Genomic DNA, 15,042 nt, shown 5'->3' with positions numbered 1-15,042 from the left:
GGCGGGTCTCCGCCTGGCCCGCGGCTTCCTGCGCGACGTGACCGCGCTCGGGCTGCCCTGCGCGACGGAGTTCCTCGAACCCATCAGCCCGCAGTACACCGCCGACCTCATCGCCTGGGGCGCGATCGGCGCGCGCACCACCGAGAGCCAGATCCACCGGCAGCTGGCGTCCGGTCTGTCCATGCCGATCGGCTTCAAGAACGGCACGGACGGCGGGCTGCAGGTGGCCCTGGACGCCGCATCCGCGGCATCCGCTCCGCAGGCGTTCCTCGGGATCGGCGCCGACGGGCGCGCGAGCCTGGTCGCCACGACGGGAAACCCCGACACGTCGGTGATTCTCCGCGGCGGCGCCGACGGTCCGAACTTCGGCGCCGAGCACGTGCGGCGGGCGTCCGAGCGTCTCGCCGCCGCGGGCCTGACCGACCGGCTGATCGTGGATGCCAGCCACGGGAACAGCGGCAAGGACCACATCCGGCAGTCGGAGGTGGTCGTGGAGCTCTCGGAGCAGATCGCGACCGACGGCCGCGCGGTCGCCGGCGTCATGCTCGAGAGCAACCTCGTCGCGGGCGCGCAGAAGCACGACGTCCGGAACGGCGCCGCGGGCCTGGTGCGGGGTCAGAGCATCACCGACGCGTGCATGGGGTGGGATGCCACGGTCGAGGCACTCGCCGTGCTGGCCGCCGCGAACGCAGCGCGCACCGCCGCCAGGTCAGGGACGCCCGCCATGCCCTGAGGAGCTGAGGCTTCCGCGATGGCGGGGAATCCGGAGGCGCATGAGGCGTTCATGGCGCTCGTCAGGGCGGTCGTGCCGTCCATCGGCATCCGCGTGTACGAGGCTGCGACCCTGGGTGCGGCGCGTGGGATCGGGTCGGCGCACTGCCTGATCGCCCACGCGCGCAAGTCGCTGAAGGCGGGGGTCGTGGACGAGGCCGGGCTGCGCGGTTTCGCCGAGGACGACGACAGCGGGTTCGACGCGGCCGAGCAGGCGGTGATCCGCTATGCCGAGAAGCTCTCGACAGCGCCGTCCTCGATGACCGATGCCGACTCCGAGGCGCTGCGGGCCGTCGGCTTCACGGACCGGCAGATCCTGGACATCACGCTGGCCGCGGGGCTGCGCAATCACTTCAGCCGGTCGCTGCTGGCCCTGGCCGTGCCGCTGGACGACGACCCCCAGCTGGACGCGGAGCTCGCGGCCGCGCTCATGCGCCGCGCCGGGCGGCTCTGAGCGCAGCGGAATCGACGGAGGTCACTCCGCGGGTCGGGGCGCCTCAGTGCCGGGAAGCACGCAGTAGCCGTCGGTGCACAGCCCTGCGTCAGCGTCCGTCTGAAGCAGCTGCAGCGACGGAGGTGCAGCGAGTGTCTTCACCGTCGTGTCATCTGTCTGCTGATCGGCCATCCTTCGATGGTACGCCGCCCCAGCGCGACGGGCTCCGGCGCCGGCGTGGCGCGCGCGCCTGTCGCTCTCCGCTTCGGTCGCGAGTAGCCTGCCGCTCATGGAGGCAGCGCAGCAGCGCCCGGGCGAGACGCCACTCGAGCGCGCCGATCGTAACTGGAACGAGCTCATGCAGGAGCTCCGCGTGATGCAGACCGGCACGCAGATCCTGACCGGCTTCCTGCTGGCTGTCGCCTTCCAGCCGCGGTTCGCGGACCTGGATGCCGTGCAGCGGTCGCTGTACGTCGTGCTCGTGCTGCTGGCGGCGACCGCCACCGTGCTGGCGCTGGCACCCGTGGGCATGCATCGCCTGCTGTTCCACCAGCACCGCAAGATCGCCCTGGTGCGGACGGCGAACCGGCTGGTCAAGGCGAATCTCGTCGTGATCGGCGCGGTGACCGTCGGCGTGGTGGCGCTGATCCTCGATGTCACGGTGAACCGGCCCAGCGCTGTCGTCGCATCAGTGCTCGGCGTGATCGCGATCCTGCTGCTGTGGGTGGGCCTGCCATCGATGCTCAGGCGCGGCCAGGACTGACCCGGCTGCCCCGCCATCAGCCGCCGAGACTCGTGACCAGGTTGATGACGGTGGCGAGGATCACCGCGCCGAACAGGTAGGCGAGCATGGTCTGGGCCACCACGACGCGCCTGATCGCGCCGTTCGACACATTCGTGTCGGCGACCTGGTACGTCATCCCGAGGCCGACCGCGAAGTAGGCGAAGTCGCTGTACTGCGGGTCCTCGTGCTGGTTGAACGAGATCCCTCCGGCGGGCTCGGAGTAGTACATCCGGGCGTAGCGCAGCATGTAGTCCGCCTGGATCAGCACCCATGACGCGGCGACGCTGAGCACGGCCGTCCCCGCGAGCAGATAGCTCTGGATCTCGGGCGCGTGCCGTGCCTGCACGACGACGACGCCGACGGCGGCGAGGCTGACGACGCTGCCGATGATGGCGACGATCCGTGCCACCCGGCGTCCCGGATCCTCGGCCAGCGCATGAGCACGGGTCGCAGCCGCATCCATGGGCCACACGATCAGCAGCACCCACACCGCGTTGACCAGCGCGAGGGTGCCCCAGCCGCCCAGGATGCCTGCGGCGGGGCCCAGCCAGATGCCGATGCCTGCACCGGCCAGGATGCCGATCAGCACCGAGACGGAGGTCCTCACACGCACGGAGGCGCGAACGGCTTGATCGTCCATGAGCGAATGCTACGCGCCGGATCCGACGCACATGTGAATGGCCTCCGAGTCGGGCGGTTCGGGTTGTCCGTCCGCGTCCGGTGCGGAATCGTGGCTCGGACACCGTGCTGGACGGTGCGGTGTCCGCAACCGGAAGGAGAGCTCATGCTCACCCTGACCGAGAACGCAAACACGATCGCGGCGACCATCGTCGCCCAGCAGAGCACGACGCCGGATGCGGGCCTTCGCATCCATTCGTCGGGGACGGAGGCGGAGCCGCGCTTCGCCGTCACGGTCGCTCCGACGCCCGAACCCGGTGACGAGGTCATCGGCGACGACGAGATCCACGTGTTCCTCGAGCACGCCGCTGCCGAGGCGCTGAACGACAAGGTGCTCGACGCCACAGTCGATGAGCAGGGGGCGGTGTCGTTCACGCTGCTCCCGCAGGCGGCTTGACCGTCCGCACCTCGAAGAGCCGTCGCCCGCTCGGGCGGCGGCTCTTCGTATGCCGTGCGGCGCATGCGCCCGGCCCTAGCGTTGAACCATGCTCCGCCGCCTGATCTCCCGGGTGTTCTGGTCGTTCAGCCGCTGGACGCTGACGACAGAACCCGCTCCCGCCCGACCGACGGTGCTGATCGGCGCGCCGCACACCTCCAACTGGGACTTCGTGCTGATGCTCGCGATCGCCTGGCGGCTGGGGATCGACGTGCGCTGGCTCGGGAAGAAGAGCCTGTTCCACGGCTGGCGCGGTCCGATCATGCGCGCGCTTGGCGGCATCCCGGTGGACCGCAGCGACCCTGGGCGCGTGGTCGGCGACGTGGTCGCGAAGGTGCAGGACGGCGAGGTCTTCGGCCTGGTCGTCACTCCGGACGGCACGCGCAAGGGGCACTCGCACTGGAAGTCCGGCTTCTACCGCATCGCGCGCGAGACCGCGATGCCGGTGACCCTCGGCTACGTCGACCGCACGACGATGACGACGGGCCTCGGGCCGACCATCGAGCTGACCGGTGACGTGGCCTCCGACATGGACCGCATCCGCGCCTTCTACGCCGACAAGGCGGGCCTGCGGCCCGAGCACCGCGTCGAGCCGCGACTGAGCGAGGAGCAGCCGCTCACTTCGTGAGCGGCTGCGCTGCAGCGGGTCCCCGCCGGGCGGCCCACAGCACCGTCAGCACCCGGTGCAGCATCCCGACGAGCACCACGGCCCAGACGATCACCGCGACGACGAGGGCGACCCCGCCGACCGTTCCCGCAGCCGGGAGCGCATCGGCCTCCCCCAGGGACAGCGATGCGACGGCGAACATCCCCATCGGGAACACCATCGACCACAGCGTCGGCACGTAGCGCAGCGGCACCCGGTGCAGCGCGTGCCGCCAGATGCCGGCGCCGATCAGCAACGGGATGAGCCACAGGCAGAACACCCAGAAGATCACGACCGTCGCCGCGATGAGCGGCCGGACCGCGTCGACGAGCGGTGTGTGCTCCATCTGCACGATGCCGGCGCCGGCGACCACCGCGATCGCGAGTGCGCCCATGGCGACCCAGTAGGCGGGGTCGAACTGCTGCGGAGCGACGCCGAAGTGCACCACCCTCAGCAGGACGAGCATCGCCATCGCCGCGTAGAGGATCACCCCTACCGACCAGGCGAGCACGGCGAGCAGCCCGGTCCACTGCGCGAAGCCGTCGTCCACCCGTGGGCGCAACTGCGCCATCCCGATCGCCAGCGACTGGCTGGCGACCGCCCAGACGAACCACGTGCCGTTGGCATGGCCGAGGATCGTCCTGCCGTCCCTGATCATCAGCACCTGCCACGGCAGAACGTAGCCGAACACGAACCAGATCAGCCCGGCGAACAGGAACAGCGACCCGGCGAGGACGCCGAGGCCCTCCACCGCGAGGCGCACGCCGAGCACATCGGTCGCCGCAACCACGGTGAAGTAGGCGAAGGCGACCTGGGGATCGCGCAGATCTCCGACGACGCGGTGCCAGAACCGGATCGCCCGCGAGATGTAGAGCGCCCAGAGGACGACATACAGGATCGCTGCGATCCACATGAGCACCGCGGAGAGCGGCTCGATGCCGGCGGTGTGCAGTCCGATCGAGACGATGCCGGTGCCCATCACCGCGGCGAAGTAGCCGGGCGACAGATCGGCGACTGCATGGCGGATCGGCGACAGGGGTTCCGCTCCGAGATCCGTCTTCGCGCTCATCTCGTTCCTGTTCCCGCTCCGCTTCGGCAGCTCATGACCGCCTTCTCCAGTATCCCCCTGCGCCCGCGCTACCCGACGAGATCGCCGTCAACGTAGTACCAGCGACCGTCCTCGCGGACGAAGCGCGAACGCTCGTGCAGGATGCCCAGCTCGCCGCCGTCCTGCAGGTACGTGGCACGGAACTCGACGACGCCGGAGTCGGCATCCGCTCCCCCGCCTGCGACGTCGACAATCTGCAGCCCGCGCCAGCGCGGGTTGTCGCCGAGGTCGAGGCCGTCGGGCCGGGTGGACGGATGCCAGGTGCGCAGCAGCCAGGCGGCATCGGAGCGCTTGAACGCCGCGAACCGCGAGCGCATGAGCTCCTCGGCGGTGGTGGGTTCAGAGCGCGGACCTGCACCGTCAGCCATGACCGACCTCGAGCACTGGATCGACGACCCTGAGTCCGAGGTGCTCCGCGGCACTCCTCATCTGCGCGTCATGAGTGGCGACCGTCACCTGTTCACCGATCAGCAATGCTGTCGCCAGGTGCAGCGCGTCGAGGGCTTTGACGTGTCCTTCGATGGACTCGGCGACTGTGTGAGTCTCCTGAGTGAGCTCCAGCATTCCCACACGTGTCAGGAGCTGATCGGCCTCCGACAGCGCACGCCTGTCACGCCGCAGCGTGCGGATGACCTCAGTCCGCAGCAGGCGGGACGAGACGAGCGCCGGCTTGAGTTTCAGTATCCACTGGTGCAGATGTGGACGTTCCGGCACATCGAGAATCGTGCGCAGAGCAACAGATGAATCGAGATAGACGATGCTCACGATTCAGTACTCGCCCTTCATCTCTTCCAGAAGCGCGTCGACCTCCGCCTCGGAATACGCCGGGCCGCCGACGTGCTCTGCCCATGGTGTCGGCTCTGCAGGCGGAGGCGTGTATCGCCCTTCACGTTCGAGCCTCTCCAGCGCCGAACTCTCCTCACGGAAGACGCTCACGCGCCATCGCGGCGTGCCACGCTCTGTCACGACGATTTCGCCTGACTCGATGACCTGCGCCAGCACTTCGGCGGTGCGCTGGTTGAGATCCCGCTTCGAGACGGCTCGCATGTCCTCGATTGTACTACTCATGTCTGACATACGCTCAGCCGATCATGTAGACGAAACCTCGGCCCGTCGCGGCGATCTGCGCTGTGAACGTCACCGCTCGCCCGAGGAACTCCTGAATGTAATTGCCGTCCCGGTCCCTCGAACATTCGAAACGACGGCCGCCCATCATCGCCGCCGTCGACCGGCCGGGTCAGCGCCTGAAGGTAGGACCACGCCTTGTCGAGGTACAACATCTCGGTCTTCGGCACGGACTGCTCGAAGTTCGTCGTCGCGATCTGCGCGCCATGTGGCATCCCCCACGCGTCGGCCAGCGGATCGTCGCTGGTGAAGCGCTCCGGATCGGCGAGTGCCGCGTCGGTGAGCTCAGCGTCGAATGCGTATGCGTAGTACCTGATTCCCATGCCGCCCATCCTCAGCGATGGGCGAACCGTTCTTCTTGCCGGATCCCAGAAGACGTGGACAACTCACGCGGATCCACGGTTGTGCAGGACATTCAGTCCCAGTCCAGGTACTCCTCGATGATGTACGCGGTCTCGATCGGGTGCGTGACCGGGAAGTGGTGGTCGGCACCGGCGAGCGTCTTCACGCTCGCGCGCTCCGGCGCGGTGGCCTGCAGGCGGTCGCCGTTGGCGGGCGGGGTGACGTCGTCGTCCGAGCCCTGGATGATGAGCACGGGCAGAGCCGGGGCCAGAGCGATGTCCTCGTCCTCCACGCCGAGGAGCAGCAGGCCGTTGGAGCGCTCATGGTGCTCCGCGACGACGTGGCGTGCGAGCGTACCGCCCGAGCCGTGACCGCCGATCCAGGCGTCCTCGAGGCCCAGGTGGTCCATCACCGCGATGACGTCGTCGACGGCGTCCGCGCCGATCTGCACGACGCGGAACCCCGCCTCCTCGGCCAGGTAGTGCGCGATGACGCCGAGCGCCTCACCGGTGCGGCCGATGCCGTGGATCAGCACGAGACCGACGGGTCCCTCGCCCTCGTCGACGTAGTCGACGGCACGGCCGTCCGGCTCGAAGGTGCTGCTCTCTGCCACTGGATGCTCCTTGGGGTGGTGACGGGCGGTGCGCCCCATCAACCCTACTTGGCCTCCCAGAGGGCCGCGACGGCCGCAGACGCCGGCATCCGGCGCATCCGCGGCCGCACGGCCCCGACTCAGCTCCGCTCGATCGGCAGCCACAGCTCCGTGGTCGCGGCGCTGAAGTCCTCGGAGCGGTCGAGCACGGCGACGATCGACGGGCCGGGACGAAGACGCCAGGGGTTGGACGGGAACCATTCGGTCGCGGTCGCCGCCCAGGTGGACTGCAGCGCGGCCGGATACGCGCCGGAGGTGCGGAACACGGCCCAGGCGCCTGCGGGCACCTCGATGGCGTCCAGATCCGCCGGCACGTCGGAGTCGGCGGTGGTCGCGACTCCGTGCAGGTAGGTCAGCTCGCTCCCCTGCGTGTAGTCGGGGTCGACGTCAGCGCTCACCTGCAGGAGCCCGGCGGGCTCGGCGTCGCTCAGCTGCTTGAGGCGCGCGTGCTCCTCGATCGGCAGCGAGGCGATGTGCGCCTGGATGTGCGGGTTGATCCCCTCGTGGATCAGCGGCACGCGCGCGGTGTGTCCGATCAGGCGGAAGGCGGGGCGTTCGGTGATGCGGGCATCCATGGGGGTGCTCCCTTCTACGGTCAGGCGGAACCTGAGCTGCGGTTGGCTGCGAAGGGGACCGCCATCACGCCGGACATCGCCGTGACTCGTGCCGTGCACGGCACGGAACGCCCGGCCGAAGGCCTCGGTCGAGCCGTACCCGTACCGTACGGCGATGGTCAGCAGGTCGTCGCCGCCGATCAGATCGGACGCCGCGACCGTCATCCTGCGCCGCCGAACGTACTCCGACAGGGGCATGCCCGCGAGCGACGAGAACATCCGCCTCGCGTGATACCCGGTGGTGCCGAGGCGCGCGGCCAGCGCGTCCACATCCGTCTCGTCGCCGAGGTTCGCTTCGATCTCGTCGACCAGATGGTTGAGCACTTCGATCATGGCTGCTCCCTTCGCATCCACTCTCGCCTCAGCGATCGTCGCGGCGCCCGATCATCGCGGTCCGATCCGATCGGATGCTATGCCTCCGGGATCGGCATCCCGTCGTCCCCGAATCGGACGCCTTCGCGTTCCAGGCGCTTCCGCGTCTCGTGGTGCACCACTCCACGGCGGCGCGGGTCGGCCTCAAGCATGCGCAGCAGGGTCGCGCGGTCCGTGCGAGGGTGCTCGGCGACGGCGATTCTCACGCTCCAGAAGCGGTCCGACGCGAAGCGGTCGAGCACGGCCGCGCTGGCATCCGGGTTCATCGCCGCGGCGTTCCGGATCGCCTGGTTCGTGTCGGTGAAGAACGGTTCGAAGTCCTCGTCCGTGTGCGCGGCGCTCGCGAGCGCGTAGCGGCGCTCCTCGTCGGCCCGCTCCTCCGGTGTCTTGCGCCTGCCCATGCACGTCCCCCTCGTTCTCGCGCCCCTTCCCGGGACGGTTCGATGCTATGCGGTCGGCGTGGCCTCGAAGATCATGAGCCTCTGCCGGCCGTCGAACGGCGCACGCGCCCAGTCTCCCCACACCGCCGCGGCGTCGAAGCCGGCGGTCTGCAGATCCTGGATGATGCGCTTTTCGGTCCGGAAGGTCAGCAGCTGCTCCTCGACGACCGTGTCACCGGTGCGCTCGAAGCGGTTGAACGCGCGCAGCAGCACGACGCCGCCCCCTCGTTCCTCGATCTCGCTCCATTCCGCCAGTGCCCCGTGCATCGTCTCCCTGACGGACGGCTCCTCCCGGGTCCACGACTCCCAGGCGCGCGCCGCGGGGTTGCGGCTCTCGAAGGCGAGCAGGGCGCCAGGGGCCGCGACGGCGCGCAGGTGCCGCAGCGTGAGCATCCACGCCGGGTCGGGGATGTGCTGGGCGACGTTGCCCGTCATCAGGATCAGGTCGAATCGTGCCTCCGGCAGCACTTCGGTGTCGCCCTCGATCCACTCCACCTGCTCCCCGCCCGTGCGAGCCCTCGCGAAGGCCAGCATCGACGCGGAGGGATCGACGCCCACGACGCGCCTCCCCTCGGCTGCCAGGGTGACGGTGAGGATGCCGGTGCCGCATCCCAGATCCAGGATGCTCCGCGCGTCGCGGGAGTCGGCCAGCGCACGGTAGAAGTCGTGGTCCGGCCCGTCCGGATTGTCGAGGTCGTACAGATCGACGATCCGCGGGTCGTAGTCCTGCGGGGCGCTCATCCGAACAGGCTAGCGGGAGGCCGTCGTCTCGTGCGGCCGCCGGGACCGGCGCTCACGCCGAGCACGGCGCCGCCGAGAGCCGCGGGAGCTCGGCGAGGTAGATTACCCGCAGCACGATTCGCAGATCACCGTCGCTCAACCGTGGGAGTCGCTCATGTCGCAGGTTCGTGTCCACAACTTCTCCGTCTCGCTCGACGGCTTCGGCACGGGAGACGGCATCACGGTCGACGCCCCGTTCGGCCACGCCGGCGAGCGCCTGCACGAGTGGATGTTCGCCACGCGGTTCTGGCGGTCCATGGTCGGAGTGCCAGGCGGCTCCACGGGGATCGACAACGTGTTCGCCGAGCAGCACAGCATCGGCTTCGGCGCCGAGATCATGGGCCGTGGCAAGTTCAGCGCGTCCACCGGCCCCTGGACGGGCATCGGCACCGACGACGAGTGGCGCGGCTGGTGGGGGTCGAACCCTCCGTTCCACACACCCGTCTTCGTCCTCACCCACCACGCCCGGCCCTCGATCGAGATGGAGGGAGGCACGGTGTTCCACTTCGTCGATGCCTCTCCCGCAGAGGCGCTCGACCTGGCGCGCGATGCGGCGGGCGATCTGGACGTGCGGATCGGCGGCGGGCCCGCCATGCTGCGCGACTTCCTCGCCGCGGGACTCGTCGATGTCGCCCACGTGGTGCAGGTGCCGATCCTGCTCGGACGCGGCGTCCGGCTCTGGGACGGCCTGGATGCTCTCGACGAGCGCTATGCGATCGAGGCCGTGTCCTCGCCGAGCGGGGTGACGCACCTGACCCTCACCCGGCGGTGATGTGCCAGCCTGGACACGTGGACGACCTGCACGTCATGCCGGGCCCTGGTGCGCCCCGCGGCATCGTCGTGCCCGCTGCGGATCTCATCGAGCAGTTCTCCAGGGCGTCGGGACCGGGCGGGCAGGGCGTGAACACCACCGATTCCCGCGTGCAGCTCTTGATCGACCTCGGCACGACGAGCGCCCTCGACGAGACGCAGCGTCGCCGCGTGCTGGCGCGGCTCGCGCCGCGACTGGCCGGAACGACGCTCATCATCAGCGTCAGCGAGCAGCGCTCCCAGCGGCTGAATCGCATCGCCGCGAGGGAGCGGCTCGCCGCGCTGCTGCGTGATGCTGTCGTGCCGGCCCTCGTCCGAAGGGCGACGCGCCCGACGAGGAGCTCCCAGCGACGGCGTCTCGACGACAAGAAGCGACGCTCGGAGACGAAGGACGCGCGGCGGCGTCCCGGGGCGGACTGAGCACTCGTAGGTGATCGACCGTGTGCCGTCAGCCGTCGCGCTCCGGCTGGCACTGCGGGCACGACTGCGCGGATGCGCCGGCGAACATCTGGTCGACGATCGTCGATCCGCACACCGGGCACGCCTGTCCGCCTCGGCCATGCACAGCCATGGCGGAGACCTTCGCCGGTTTGAGCTCATCGGGGCGGAGACCACGGCGCGCGAGGGTCTGTCCAAGCGCGACCGCAGCCTGATCACCGTCGCGGCTCTGACCGCGACGGGGAAGATGGATCAGTTGACGTTCCACCTCGTATTCGCACGGGAGAACGGCGTCACCGACGAGGAGCTGCAGGAGGCCCTGCTGCAGCTGGCCTTCTACACCGGCTGGCCCAACGGCATGGGCGCGACCGCCGTGCTGAAGAGCGTCGTGGAAGGTCTCGATCAGTCGCATCCTTGTACGCCGCGGATGGCCCGATCCGTGACCGCATCGATGAACGCAGCATCGAGAGGTTCACGGGAGAACCACCGGCGGTAGAAGACCGGGCCCATAACGGTGGATGCAAGCAGCGCCGTGTCGGTGCCGGCAGGAAGCTCGCCGCGACCGATCGCGCGTTCGGCGATCTGGGCGATCAAGGACGCGTGCCCCTTCTGGATCTGGGCGTGCATATCAGCGAACGCGGCGTTGCGTTCCGCCGCATCGACAATCGAAGGCAGCACAGAGGCCCAGCTCGCCCTGGTCACCATGTGAACCAGATCGGCGACGAAGGCTCCCACATCACCGCGGAGAGTCCCTGTGTCGGGGAGGTCGTAGCGATCATCGAGACCCGCACACGCATCGAGGACGAGAGCCTCTCGAGTCGGCCAATGCCTGTAGATCGTCGTCTTCGCCACGCCAGATCTGCGCGCGACCTCGTCGACGCTGAACCCGCCGACCCCAGTCGATTCCAGCAGTTCCGTCGCCGCGGCGAGGACCGTGGCACGAGAGCGCTGAGCCCGCGCGTCGATGATGGAGCCCGTCCCGGCTGCCGCTCCCGTCTGATGCTGAGTGAGCATGAATGGTCCCCTCCGAATTGCGCTACGCTACTGTAGCGTAGCGAAAAACGCTGCGAAAGTGAAGGGAACACACATGGAACTCGCATCCGTCCGCATCATCACCGACGACCTCGACGACATGGTCGGCTTTTACGAGCTCGTCACGGGCATCGGCGCCCAACGTCCCGCACCTGTCTTCGCCGAGCTGGTGACCCCGCTGGCGACCCTCGCGATCGGGCACTCCAGCACAGTGCCGCTCTTCGGCGAAGGGGTTGCCGAACCCCGCGCGAACCGCACGGCGATCATCGAACTGCGTGTCGCCGACGTCGATGCCGAGCACCAGCGGCTTCGGGACCAGGTCGACTCCTGGGTGCAGGTACCTACCGACATGCCGTGGGGAAACCGCTCCGCGCTGCTGCGCGACCCGGACGGGAACCTCGTCAACCTCTTCACCCCCGTCTCCGAAGAAGCGCGCGCTCGCTTCGCCGAACGAAACACCAGCACAGGGTCCTGACGAACAGTCAAAGGAGATGACAGCAGCTGCTCTCAGGTGCTGCAGTCGCGTAGATGACTCGCCCGTTCCCCGTGCGAACGCGCCTGACGACCGGCTGTTCACCAGGAACCCGAGAGAACCTGCCCAGCAAGATCCCCGCCCCGGGTATCACCGAGGCTCTCGACGAGAACGTCGATGAGGTCGAGGCCACGCGCCAGCTCCGCGAACTCCTGGCGTTCGAGCGTCCCCGCAATCGCTTCGGCGAGCGCACCCTCTCGTCGCGAGGATTCCGCTTCGAGCGCCTCCCGACCCAAGGCCGTCACGTCGACCAGCTTCTTCCGACCATCCACCGGATGTGGGCGGCGCTCGACATAGCCGTTCGCAAGCAGTTCCTCAACAGACACCGCCATCGACTGGTGACGCACGCCGCGGCACGCCGCGAGATCCGCGACCGTCATCGCGCCGTGTCGCCCGAGCAGGTCGAGCACGGCCCCGACGGTCGGCGACATGCGGTCGACCGATCGGGTCGCGCGGACGAGCCGGCCCACGGAGGTGCGCAACCGGTGCGCCAGCTGAGCGGGGCTATCCATCTCGAACGAGGTCACTCCACAAGAGTACAGTATGATCTGTACAGTCTGTACTGTATTTATTTTCTCATCGAAGGAGCCCCATGAAGCTCATCAAGCATGCCCATGCCTGCGTCGAGATCGATGCGGGACTCGGATCGCTCCTCGTCGATCCTGGAACGTTCACTGCCGACGCGAGCGAGCTGCTCACGCACGCGACTGCTGTTCTCATCACCCACGAGCACTTCGATCACCTCGATGCCGACGCCCTCGACGCAGCGCTGGCACGACGCCCGGAGCTTCCGGTCTGGGGCCCCGCCGCCGCGATCGGGCGCTGGGCCGACACATATCCTGACCGTGTGCATGAGGTTCGCGCGGGCGACACCTTCGTCGCGGCCGGACTCACGGTGCAGGTGCACGGCGAATCGCATGCGCTCATCCATCCGGACATCCCACGGATCGACAACGTCGGCTATCTGATCGGCGGAATCATCTACCACCCCGGCGATTCCTACGATGTGCCGAACGCCGAGGTGTCGACGCTCCTGCTCCCCGTCAGCGGCCCATGGACCAAGCTCGCAGAAGCCGTCGACTTCGTACGTGCGGTCGCCCCGGATCGACTCGTGCAGATCCACGAGGTCATGCTGAGCGAGACCGGGCTGGGGTCGATGGCGACGTTCCTCTCCCCCGACATGCTCGGCCCGATCCCGCTCACCCAACTCGCTTCCGGCGAGTCGATCGAGATCTGACACACCGGGCGATCAGCGGCCGAGCAGGCCTGCGAGCGAGGCGGAGCGCCGCTCGAGCTGCTCGGCGTAGCTGCCGTCGCGCTCTGCCAGCGCAGGTGCTGCGCCGCCTTCACGACGGTCTTGCTCGGGGGTCGGCCCCTCCCCCCGCATTGGCGATGGCCTGCGGCACGAGTTCCGTGACGCCGATGCCGGTTCCCGCAACCTCACGCACCTGGCCACCTCGATCGAGGCGACGGCACGGGCGCGGCGATCCTAGCCTCGGGCGGGGCGAACCGCCCCGGCGATCTCCTCCCCTGCGAGGCCCCGGATCTCGTCGAGGTCGCGCGCCGTCGGCTCCTCGAGCGACTCGCGCAGCGGGTCGACGGCAAAGAGTATCCGCTGCACCGCGGGGTATGCGACGAGCGCGATGATCCGCGTCGTCGCCGCGGCGGCCTCGGCCTCGGCGAGTCCGCACCGCTCCTGCAGGTAGTCGCCCAGCCGCCGCTCCGACGAGGCGAACAGCGCGTCGTGGATCCCCCGCGCCACGTCGGGCAGACGGTCGGCCTCGGCGATGCCGATCCGCAGAGTCAGCGCGACGTTCGACCACCGGATCAGGCCCAGGAGTCGCGCGCAGAACCGGATGATCGCGTCGACAGGGTCGCCCGCGTATTCGCCGGGTGTGGCGATTCGCTCCTCGAACAGCATGCGCATGCGCTCGACGACGGCGATCAGCAGAACGTCCTTCGATGCGAAGTGGGCATACAGCGATCTCTTCGAGGTCTGCGCCCGCGCCGCGATCGCGTCCATCGACGTTCCGCTGAAGCCGCCTTCGAGGAACGCGAGCTTCGCCGAGTCCAGGATGTGATCCCTCAGCGCTTCTCCCCGTCTGGCCATACCTCAGCCTAGCATCTAGTGGTACGGTACGGTGTAGTTTACTTTTGCATAGGAGATTCTCATGATCGTCGTCACCGGTTCCACGGGCCAGATCGGATCCATCGCCCTGCGGTCGCTGGTCGAGCGAGGCGAGGAGGTGCGTGCCGTCGCGCGCCACCCCGAGCGCCTGCCCGAAGACCTCCGCAAGCGCATCGACGTCGTCGCCGGCTCGCACGTCGACCGCGATGTCATCGACGGGGCGCTGGACGGCGCGGAGGCGCTGCTCTGGCTCGCACCGTCGGACCCCGCCGCGGCGAGCCCCTACGAGGCGTACGTCGCGGCGACCATCCCCGCCGCGGACGCCGTGGTCCGCCACGCCGTCCACCGGGTCGTCACCATCTCCGCTCTCGGCCAGGGCGTGCAGATGTACGCCGGGCACGTGTCGGCGTCCCACGCGATGGACGACCTGTTCCGCAGCACCGGCGCGGACATGCGCGTGCTGGCGAACGCGACGTTCCTCGACAACCTGCTGCGGCAGCGTGCGGACATCGCCCGGGGGATCATCTCCGCCACCGTGCCCGCAGATCTGCGGATGCCGTGGGTGGCGACGCGCGACATCGGCGCTGTCGCCGCCGAGACGCTTGCCGACCGCTCCTGGACAGGGCAGGAAGTCATCGAGGTGATGGGGCCGGAGGACCTGTCATACAACGACGTCGCGGCGACACTGTCCGAGGTTCTGGGCACCCCGATCAGGTTCGTCCCAGGCGATCGCGAGGCCGACATCGAGGCCATGATCGGGTATGGGTTCTCGCCCGCGATGGCCCGATCGGCCATGGCCATGGATCTCGCTGCAGAGCGCGGGATCAACAACGCAGCGGTCCGCACCCCGCACAACGCGACGCCGACGACGCTGCGCGAGTTCGCAGTGCAGGTCCTGCAACCCGCGATGGACAGGTGAGA

General features: G+C 68.9%; 24 protein-coding genes and 1 pseudogene (1 of these 25 running past the window's edge). 11 read left to right on the top strand and 14 right to left on the bottom strand.

Features of this window, described 5'->3' with window-relative positions; translation table 11 throughout:
* From BGN97_RS11675 to BGN97_RS11665, 3 genes and pseudogenes are all read left to right on the top strand, one after another.
* Positions 1 to 733, top strand: a pseudogene (locus BGN97_RS11675) (3-deoxy-7-phosphoheptulonate synthase) (it extends 340 nt beyond the left edge of the window).
* An 18-nt stretch (positions 734 to 751) separates the two neighbouring features.
* Entirely contained in the window at positions 752 to 1,225 is a 474-nt protein-coding gene (locus BGN97_RS11670) for a carboxymuconolactone decarboxylase family protein (RefSeq protein ID WP_292701568.1), read from the top strand.
* A gap of 268 nt (positions 1,226 to 1,493) precedes the next feature.
* The gene (locus tag BGN97_RS11665; RefSeq protein WP_292701566.1) at positions 1,494 to 1,967 is read left to right on the top strand and encodes a DUF6328 family protein; all 474 of its coding nucleotides are present in this window, start codon (positions 1,494 to 1,496) and stop codon (positions 1,965 to 1,967) included.
* A 16-nt stretch (positions 1,968 to 1,983) separates the two neighbouring features.
* Here BGN97_RS11665 and BGN97_RS11660 read toward each other — a convergent pair whose 3' ends face one another.
* Positions 1,984 to 2,628 carry a DUF1345 domain-containing protein gene (locus BGN97_RS11660; protein ID WP_292701564.1) on the bottom strand — a complete coding sequence of 215 codons (645 nt, stop codon included), beginning with the start codon at positions 2,626 to 2,628 and terminating at the stop codon, positions 1,984 to 1,986.
* 144 nt (positions 2,629 to 2,772) lie between these two features.
* On the opposite strand from BGN97_RS11660, the gene BGN97_RS11655 reads away from it, so the two are divergent.
* Positions 2,773 to 3,063 (top strand): Fe-S cluster assembly protein HesB, encoded by a 291-nt coding sequence (locus tag BGN97_RS11655; RefSeq protein ID WP_285633987.1) that lies wholly within the window; start codon positions 2,773 to 2,775, stop codon positions 3,061 to 3,063.
* 88 nt (positions 3,064 to 3,151) lie between these two features.
* Positions 3,152 to 3,730, top strand: a complete 579-nt coding sequence (locus BGN97_RS11650) for a 1-acyl-sn-glycerol-3-phosphate acyltransferase (protein ID WP_292701561.1) — start codon at positions 3,152 to 3,154, stop codon at positions 3,728 to 3,730.
* Here BGN97_RS11650 and BGN97_RS11645 read toward each other — a convergent pair.
* From BGN97_RS11645 to BGN97_RS11605, 9 genes are all read right to left on the bottom strand, one after another.
* Complete coding sequence (locus tag BGN97_RS11645) at positions 3,720 to 4,817, bottom strand: tellurite resistance/C4-dicarboxylate transporter family protein (RefSeq protein ID WP_292701559.1); 1,098 nt, start codon at positions 4,815 to 4,817, stop codon at positions 3,720 to 3,722. The genes BGN97_RS11650 and BGN97_RS11645 overlap by 11 nt on opposite strands.
* Positions 4,818 to 4,885: 68 nt before the next feature.
* Positions 4,886 to 5,224: a YchJ family metal-binding protein gene (locus tag BGN97_RS11640; RefSeq protein ID WP_292701557.1), complete on the bottom strand. Its 339-nt coding sequence runs from the start codon at positions 5,222 to 5,224 to the stop codon at positions 4,886 to 4,888.
* A complete protein-coding gene (locus BGN97_RS11635) occupies positions 5,217 to 5,621 on the bottom strand; it encodes a type II toxin-antitoxin system VapC family toxin (protein WP_292701555.1) in 405 nt (134 codons plus the stop codon). Before BGN97_RS11635 ends, BGN97_RS11640 begins: the two co-directional genes overlap by 8 nt.
* A 3-nt stretch (positions 5,622 to 5,624) precedes the next feature.
* A complete protein-coding gene (locus BGN97_RS11630; protein ID WP_292701552.1) occupies positions 5,625 to 5,903 on the bottom strand; it encodes a hypothetical protein in 279 nt (92 codons plus the stop codon).
* A gap of 17 nt (positions 5,904 to 5,920) precedes the next feature.
* Positions 5,921 to 6,304, bottom strand: coding sequence for a hypothetical protein (locus BGN97_RS11625; protein ID WP_292701549.1), 384 nt, complete (start codon positions 6,302 to 6,304; stop codon positions 5,921 to 5,923).
* 92 nt (positions 6,305 to 6,396) lie between these two features.
* Positions 6,397 to 6,936, bottom strand: coding sequence for an alpha/beta hydrolase (locus tag BGN97_RS11620; protein WP_292701546.1), 540 nt, complete (start codon positions 6,934 to 6,936; stop codon positions 6,397 to 6,399).
* A 119-nt stretch (positions 6,937 to 7,055) separates the two neighbouring features.
* Complete coding sequence (locus BGN97_RS11615) at positions 7,056 to 7,922, bottom strand: AraC family transcriptional regulator (protein ID WP_292701542.1); 867 nt, start codon at positions 7,920 to 7,922, stop codon at positions 7,056 to 7,058.
* Between the two features lie 77 nt (positions 7,923 to 7,999).
* Positions 8,000 to 8,362: a hypothetical protein gene (locus tag BGN97_RS11610; RefSeq protein WP_292701539.1), complete on the bottom strand. Its 363-nt coding sequence runs from the start codon at positions 8,360 to 8,362 to the stop codon at positions 8,000 to 8,002.
* 45 nt (positions 8,363 to 8,407) lie between these two features.
* Positions 8,408 to 9,142: a class I SAM-dependent methyltransferase gene (locus BGN97_RS11605; protein ID WP_292701536.1), complete on the bottom strand. Its 735-nt coding sequence runs from the start codon at positions 9,140 to 9,142 to the stop codon at positions 8,408 to 8,410.
* Positions 9,143 to 9,296: 154 nt separating this feature from the next.
* On the opposite strand from BGN97_RS11605, the gene BGN97_RS11600 reads away from it, so the two are divergent.
* Both BGN97_RS11600 and arfB read left to right on the top strand, forming a co-directional pair.
* Positions 9,297 to 9,953 carry a dihydrofolate reductase family protein gene (locus tag BGN97_RS11600; protein ID WP_292701533.1) on the top strand — a complete coding sequence of 219 codons (657 nt, stop codon included), beginning with the start codon at positions 9,297 to 9,299 and terminating at the stop codon, positions 9,951 to 9,953.
* 17 nt (positions 9,954 to 9,970) lie between these two features.
* On the top strand, positions 9,971 to 10,411 hold the full coding sequence (gene arfB, locus BGN97_RS11595) for an alternative ribosome rescue aminoacyl-tRNA hydrolase ArfB (protein ID WP_292701530.1): 441 nt from the start codon (positions 9,971 to 9,973) through the stop codon (positions 10,409 to 10,411).
* A gap of 28 nt (positions 10,412 to 10,439) precedes the next feature.
* On the opposite strand, the gene BGN97_RS11590 is transcribed toward arfB, so the two are convergent.
* Complete coding sequence (locus BGN97_RS11590) at positions 10,440 to 10,562, bottom strand: zinc finger domain-containing protein (RefSeq protein ID WP_292701528.1); 123 nt, start codon at positions 10,560 to 10,562, stop codon at positions 10,440 to 10,442.
* Here BGN97_RS11590 and BGN97_RS18505 point away from each other — a divergent pair.
* Positions 10,551 to 10,925 carry a carboxymuconolactone decarboxylase family protein gene (locus tag BGN97_RS18505; protein ID WP_363331428.1) on the top strand — a complete coding sequence of 125 codons (375 nt, stop codon included), beginning with the start codon at positions 10,551 to 10,553 and terminating at the stop codon, positions 10,923 to 10,925. The two genes, BGN97_RS11590 and BGN97_RS18505, sit on opposite strands and share 12 nt — an antisense overlap.
* Here the strand turns inward: BGN97_RS18505 and BGN97_RS11580 are convergent.
* Complete coding sequence (locus tag BGN97_RS11580; RefSeq protein WP_292701525.1) at positions 10,832 to 11,443, bottom strand: TetR/AcrR family transcriptional regulator; 612 nt, start codon at positions 11,441 to 11,443, stop codon at positions 10,832 to 10,834. The genes BGN97_RS18505 and BGN97_RS11580 overlap by 94 nt on opposite strands.
* A 73-nt stretch (positions 11,444 to 11,516) precedes the next feature.
* On the opposite strand from BGN97_RS11580, the gene BGN97_RS11575 reads away from it, so the two are divergent.
* Positions 11,517 to 11,936, top strand: a complete 420-nt coding sequence (locus BGN97_RS11575) for a VOC family protein (RefSeq protein WP_292701522.1) — start codon at positions 11,517 to 11,519, stop codon at positions 11,934 to 11,936.
* 98 nt (positions 11,937 to 12,034) lie between these two features.
* On the opposite strand, the gene BGN97_RS11570 is transcribed toward BGN97_RS11575, so the two are convergent.
* Positions 12,035 to 12,520, bottom strand: coding sequence for a MarR family transcriptional regulator (locus tag BGN97_RS11570; protein WP_292701519.1), 486 nt, complete (start codon positions 12,518 to 12,520; stop codon positions 12,035 to 12,037).
* A gap of 65 nt (positions 12,521 to 12,585) precedes the next feature.
* Here BGN97_RS11570 and BGN97_RS11565 point away from each other — a divergent pair, with 65 nt between their 5' ends.
* On the top strand, positions 12,586 to 13,230 hold the full coding sequence (locus BGN97_RS11565) for an MBL fold metallo-hydrolase (protein WP_292701516.1): 645 nt from the start codon (positions 12,586 to 12,588) through the stop codon (positions 13,228 to 13,230).
* 252 nt (positions 13,231 to 13,482) lie between these two features.
* Here the strand turns inward: BGN97_RS11565 and BGN97_RS11560 are convergent, their stop codons facing one another.
* The gene (locus BGN97_RS11560; RefSeq protein ID WP_292701514.1) at positions 13,483 to 14,103 is read right to left on the bottom strand and encodes a TetR/AcrR family transcriptional regulator; all 621 of its coding nucleotides are present in this window, start codon (positions 14,101 to 14,103) and stop codon (positions 13,483 to 13,485) included.
* A 61-nt stretch (positions 14,104 to 14,164) separates the two neighbouring features.
* On the opposite strand from BGN97_RS11560, the gene BGN97_RS11555 reads away from it, so the two are divergent.
* Positions 14,165 to 15,040, top strand: a complete 876-nt coding sequence (locus tag BGN97_RS11555; protein ID WP_292701511.1) for an NAD(P)H-binding protein — start codon at positions 14,165 to 14,167, stop codon at positions 15,038 to 15,040.
* Positions 15,041 to 15,042: the final 2 nt, after the last annotated feature.

Source organism: Microbacterium sp. 69-10 (assembly GCF_001897945.1).
Classification (GTDB): Bacteria; Actinomycetota; Actinomycetes; order Actinomycetales; family Microbacteriaceae; genus Microbacterium.
Note: the sequence above shows the minus strand (reverse complement) of the source record. Positions and strands in the feature narration are given on the sequence as shown.

Excerpts from the sequence above, each read along its gene's own strand:
- BGN97_RS11605 (WP_292701536.1), bottom strand. The coding sequence starts at position 9,142 with ATGAGCGCCCCGCAGGACTACGACCCGCGGATCGTCGATCTGTACGAC.
- BGN97_RS18505 (WP_363331428.1), top strand. The coding sequence starts at position 10,551 with ATGCACAGCCATGGCGGAGACCTTCGCCGGTTTGAGCTCATCGGGGCG.
- BGN97_RS11640 (WP_292701557.1), bottom strand. The coding sequence starts at position 5,224 with ATGGCTGACGGTGCAGGTCCGCGCTCTGAACCCACCACCGCCGAGGAG.
- BGN97_RS11575 (WP_292701522.1), top strand. The coding sequence starts at position 11,517 with ATGGAACTCGCATCCGTCCGCATCATCACCGACGACCTCGACGACATG.
- BGN97_RS11565 (WP_292701516.1), top strand. The coding sequence starts at position 12,586 with ATGAAGCTCATCAAGCATGCCCATGCCTGCGTCGAGATCGATGCGGGA.
- BGN97_RS11670 (WP_292701568.1), top strand. The coding sequence starts at position 752 with ATGGCGGGGAATCCGGAGGCGCATGAGGCGTTCATGGCGCTCGTCAGG.
- BGN97_RS11665 (WP_292701566.1), top strand. The coding sequence starts at position 1,494 with ATGGAGGCAGCGCAGCAGCGCCCGGGCGAGACGCCACTCGAGCGCGCC.
- BGN97_RS11600 (WP_292701533.1), top strand. The coding sequence starts at position 9,297 with ATGTCGCAGGTTCGTGTCCACAACTTCTCCGTCTCGCTCGACGGCTTC.
- BGN97_RS11630 (WP_292701552.1), bottom strand. The coding sequence starts at position 5,903 with ATGCGAGCCGTCTCGAAGCGGGATCTCAACCAGCGCACCGCCGAAGTG.
- BGN97_RS11615 (WP_292701542.1), bottom strand. The coding sequence starts at position 7,922 with ATGATCGAAGTGCTCAACCATCTGGTCGACGAGATCGAAGCGAACCTC.
- BGN97_RS11645 (WP_292701559.1), bottom strand. The coding sequence starts at position 4,817 with ATGAGCGCGAAGACGGATCTCGGAGCGGAACCCCTGTCGCCGATCCGC.
- BGN97_RS11655 (WP_285633987.1), top strand. The coding sequence starts at position 2,773 with ATGCTCACCCTGACCGAGAACGCAAACACGATCGCGGCGACCATCGTC.
- BGN97_RS11590 (WP_292701528.1), bottom strand. The coding sequence starts at position 10,562 with ATGGCTGTGCATGGCCGAGGCGGACAGGCGTGCCCGGTGTGCGGATCG.
- BGN97_RS11610 (WP_292701539.1), bottom strand. The coding sequence starts at position 8,362 with ATGGGCAGGCGCAAGACACCGGAGGAGCGGGCCGACGAGGAGCGCCGC.
- BGN97_RS11625 (WP_292701549.1), bottom strand. The coding sequence starts at position 6,304 with ATGGGAATCAGGTACTACGCATACGCATTCGACGCTGAGCTCACCGAC.
- BGN97_RS11580 (WP_292701525.1), bottom strand. The coding sequence starts at position 11,443 with ATGCTCACTCAGCATCAGACGGGAGCGGCAGCCGGGACGGGCTCCATC.
- BGN97_RS11555 (WP_292701511.1), top strand. The coding sequence starts at position 14,165 with ATGATCGTCGTCACCGGTTCCACGGGCCAGATCGGATCCATCGCCCTG.
- BGN97_RS11660 (WP_292701564.1), bottom strand. The coding sequence starts at position 2,628 with ATGGACGATCAAGCCGTTCGCGCCTCCGTGCGTGTGAGGACCTCCGTC.
- BGN97_RS11560 (WP_292701514.1), bottom strand. The coding sequence starts at position 14,103 with ATGGCCAGACGGGGAGAAGCGCTGAGGGATCACATCCTGGACTCGGCG.
- BGN97_RS11650 (WP_292701561.1), top strand. The coding sequence starts at position 3,152 with ATGCTCCGCCGCCTGATCTCCCGGGTGTTCTGGTCGTTCAGCCGCTGG.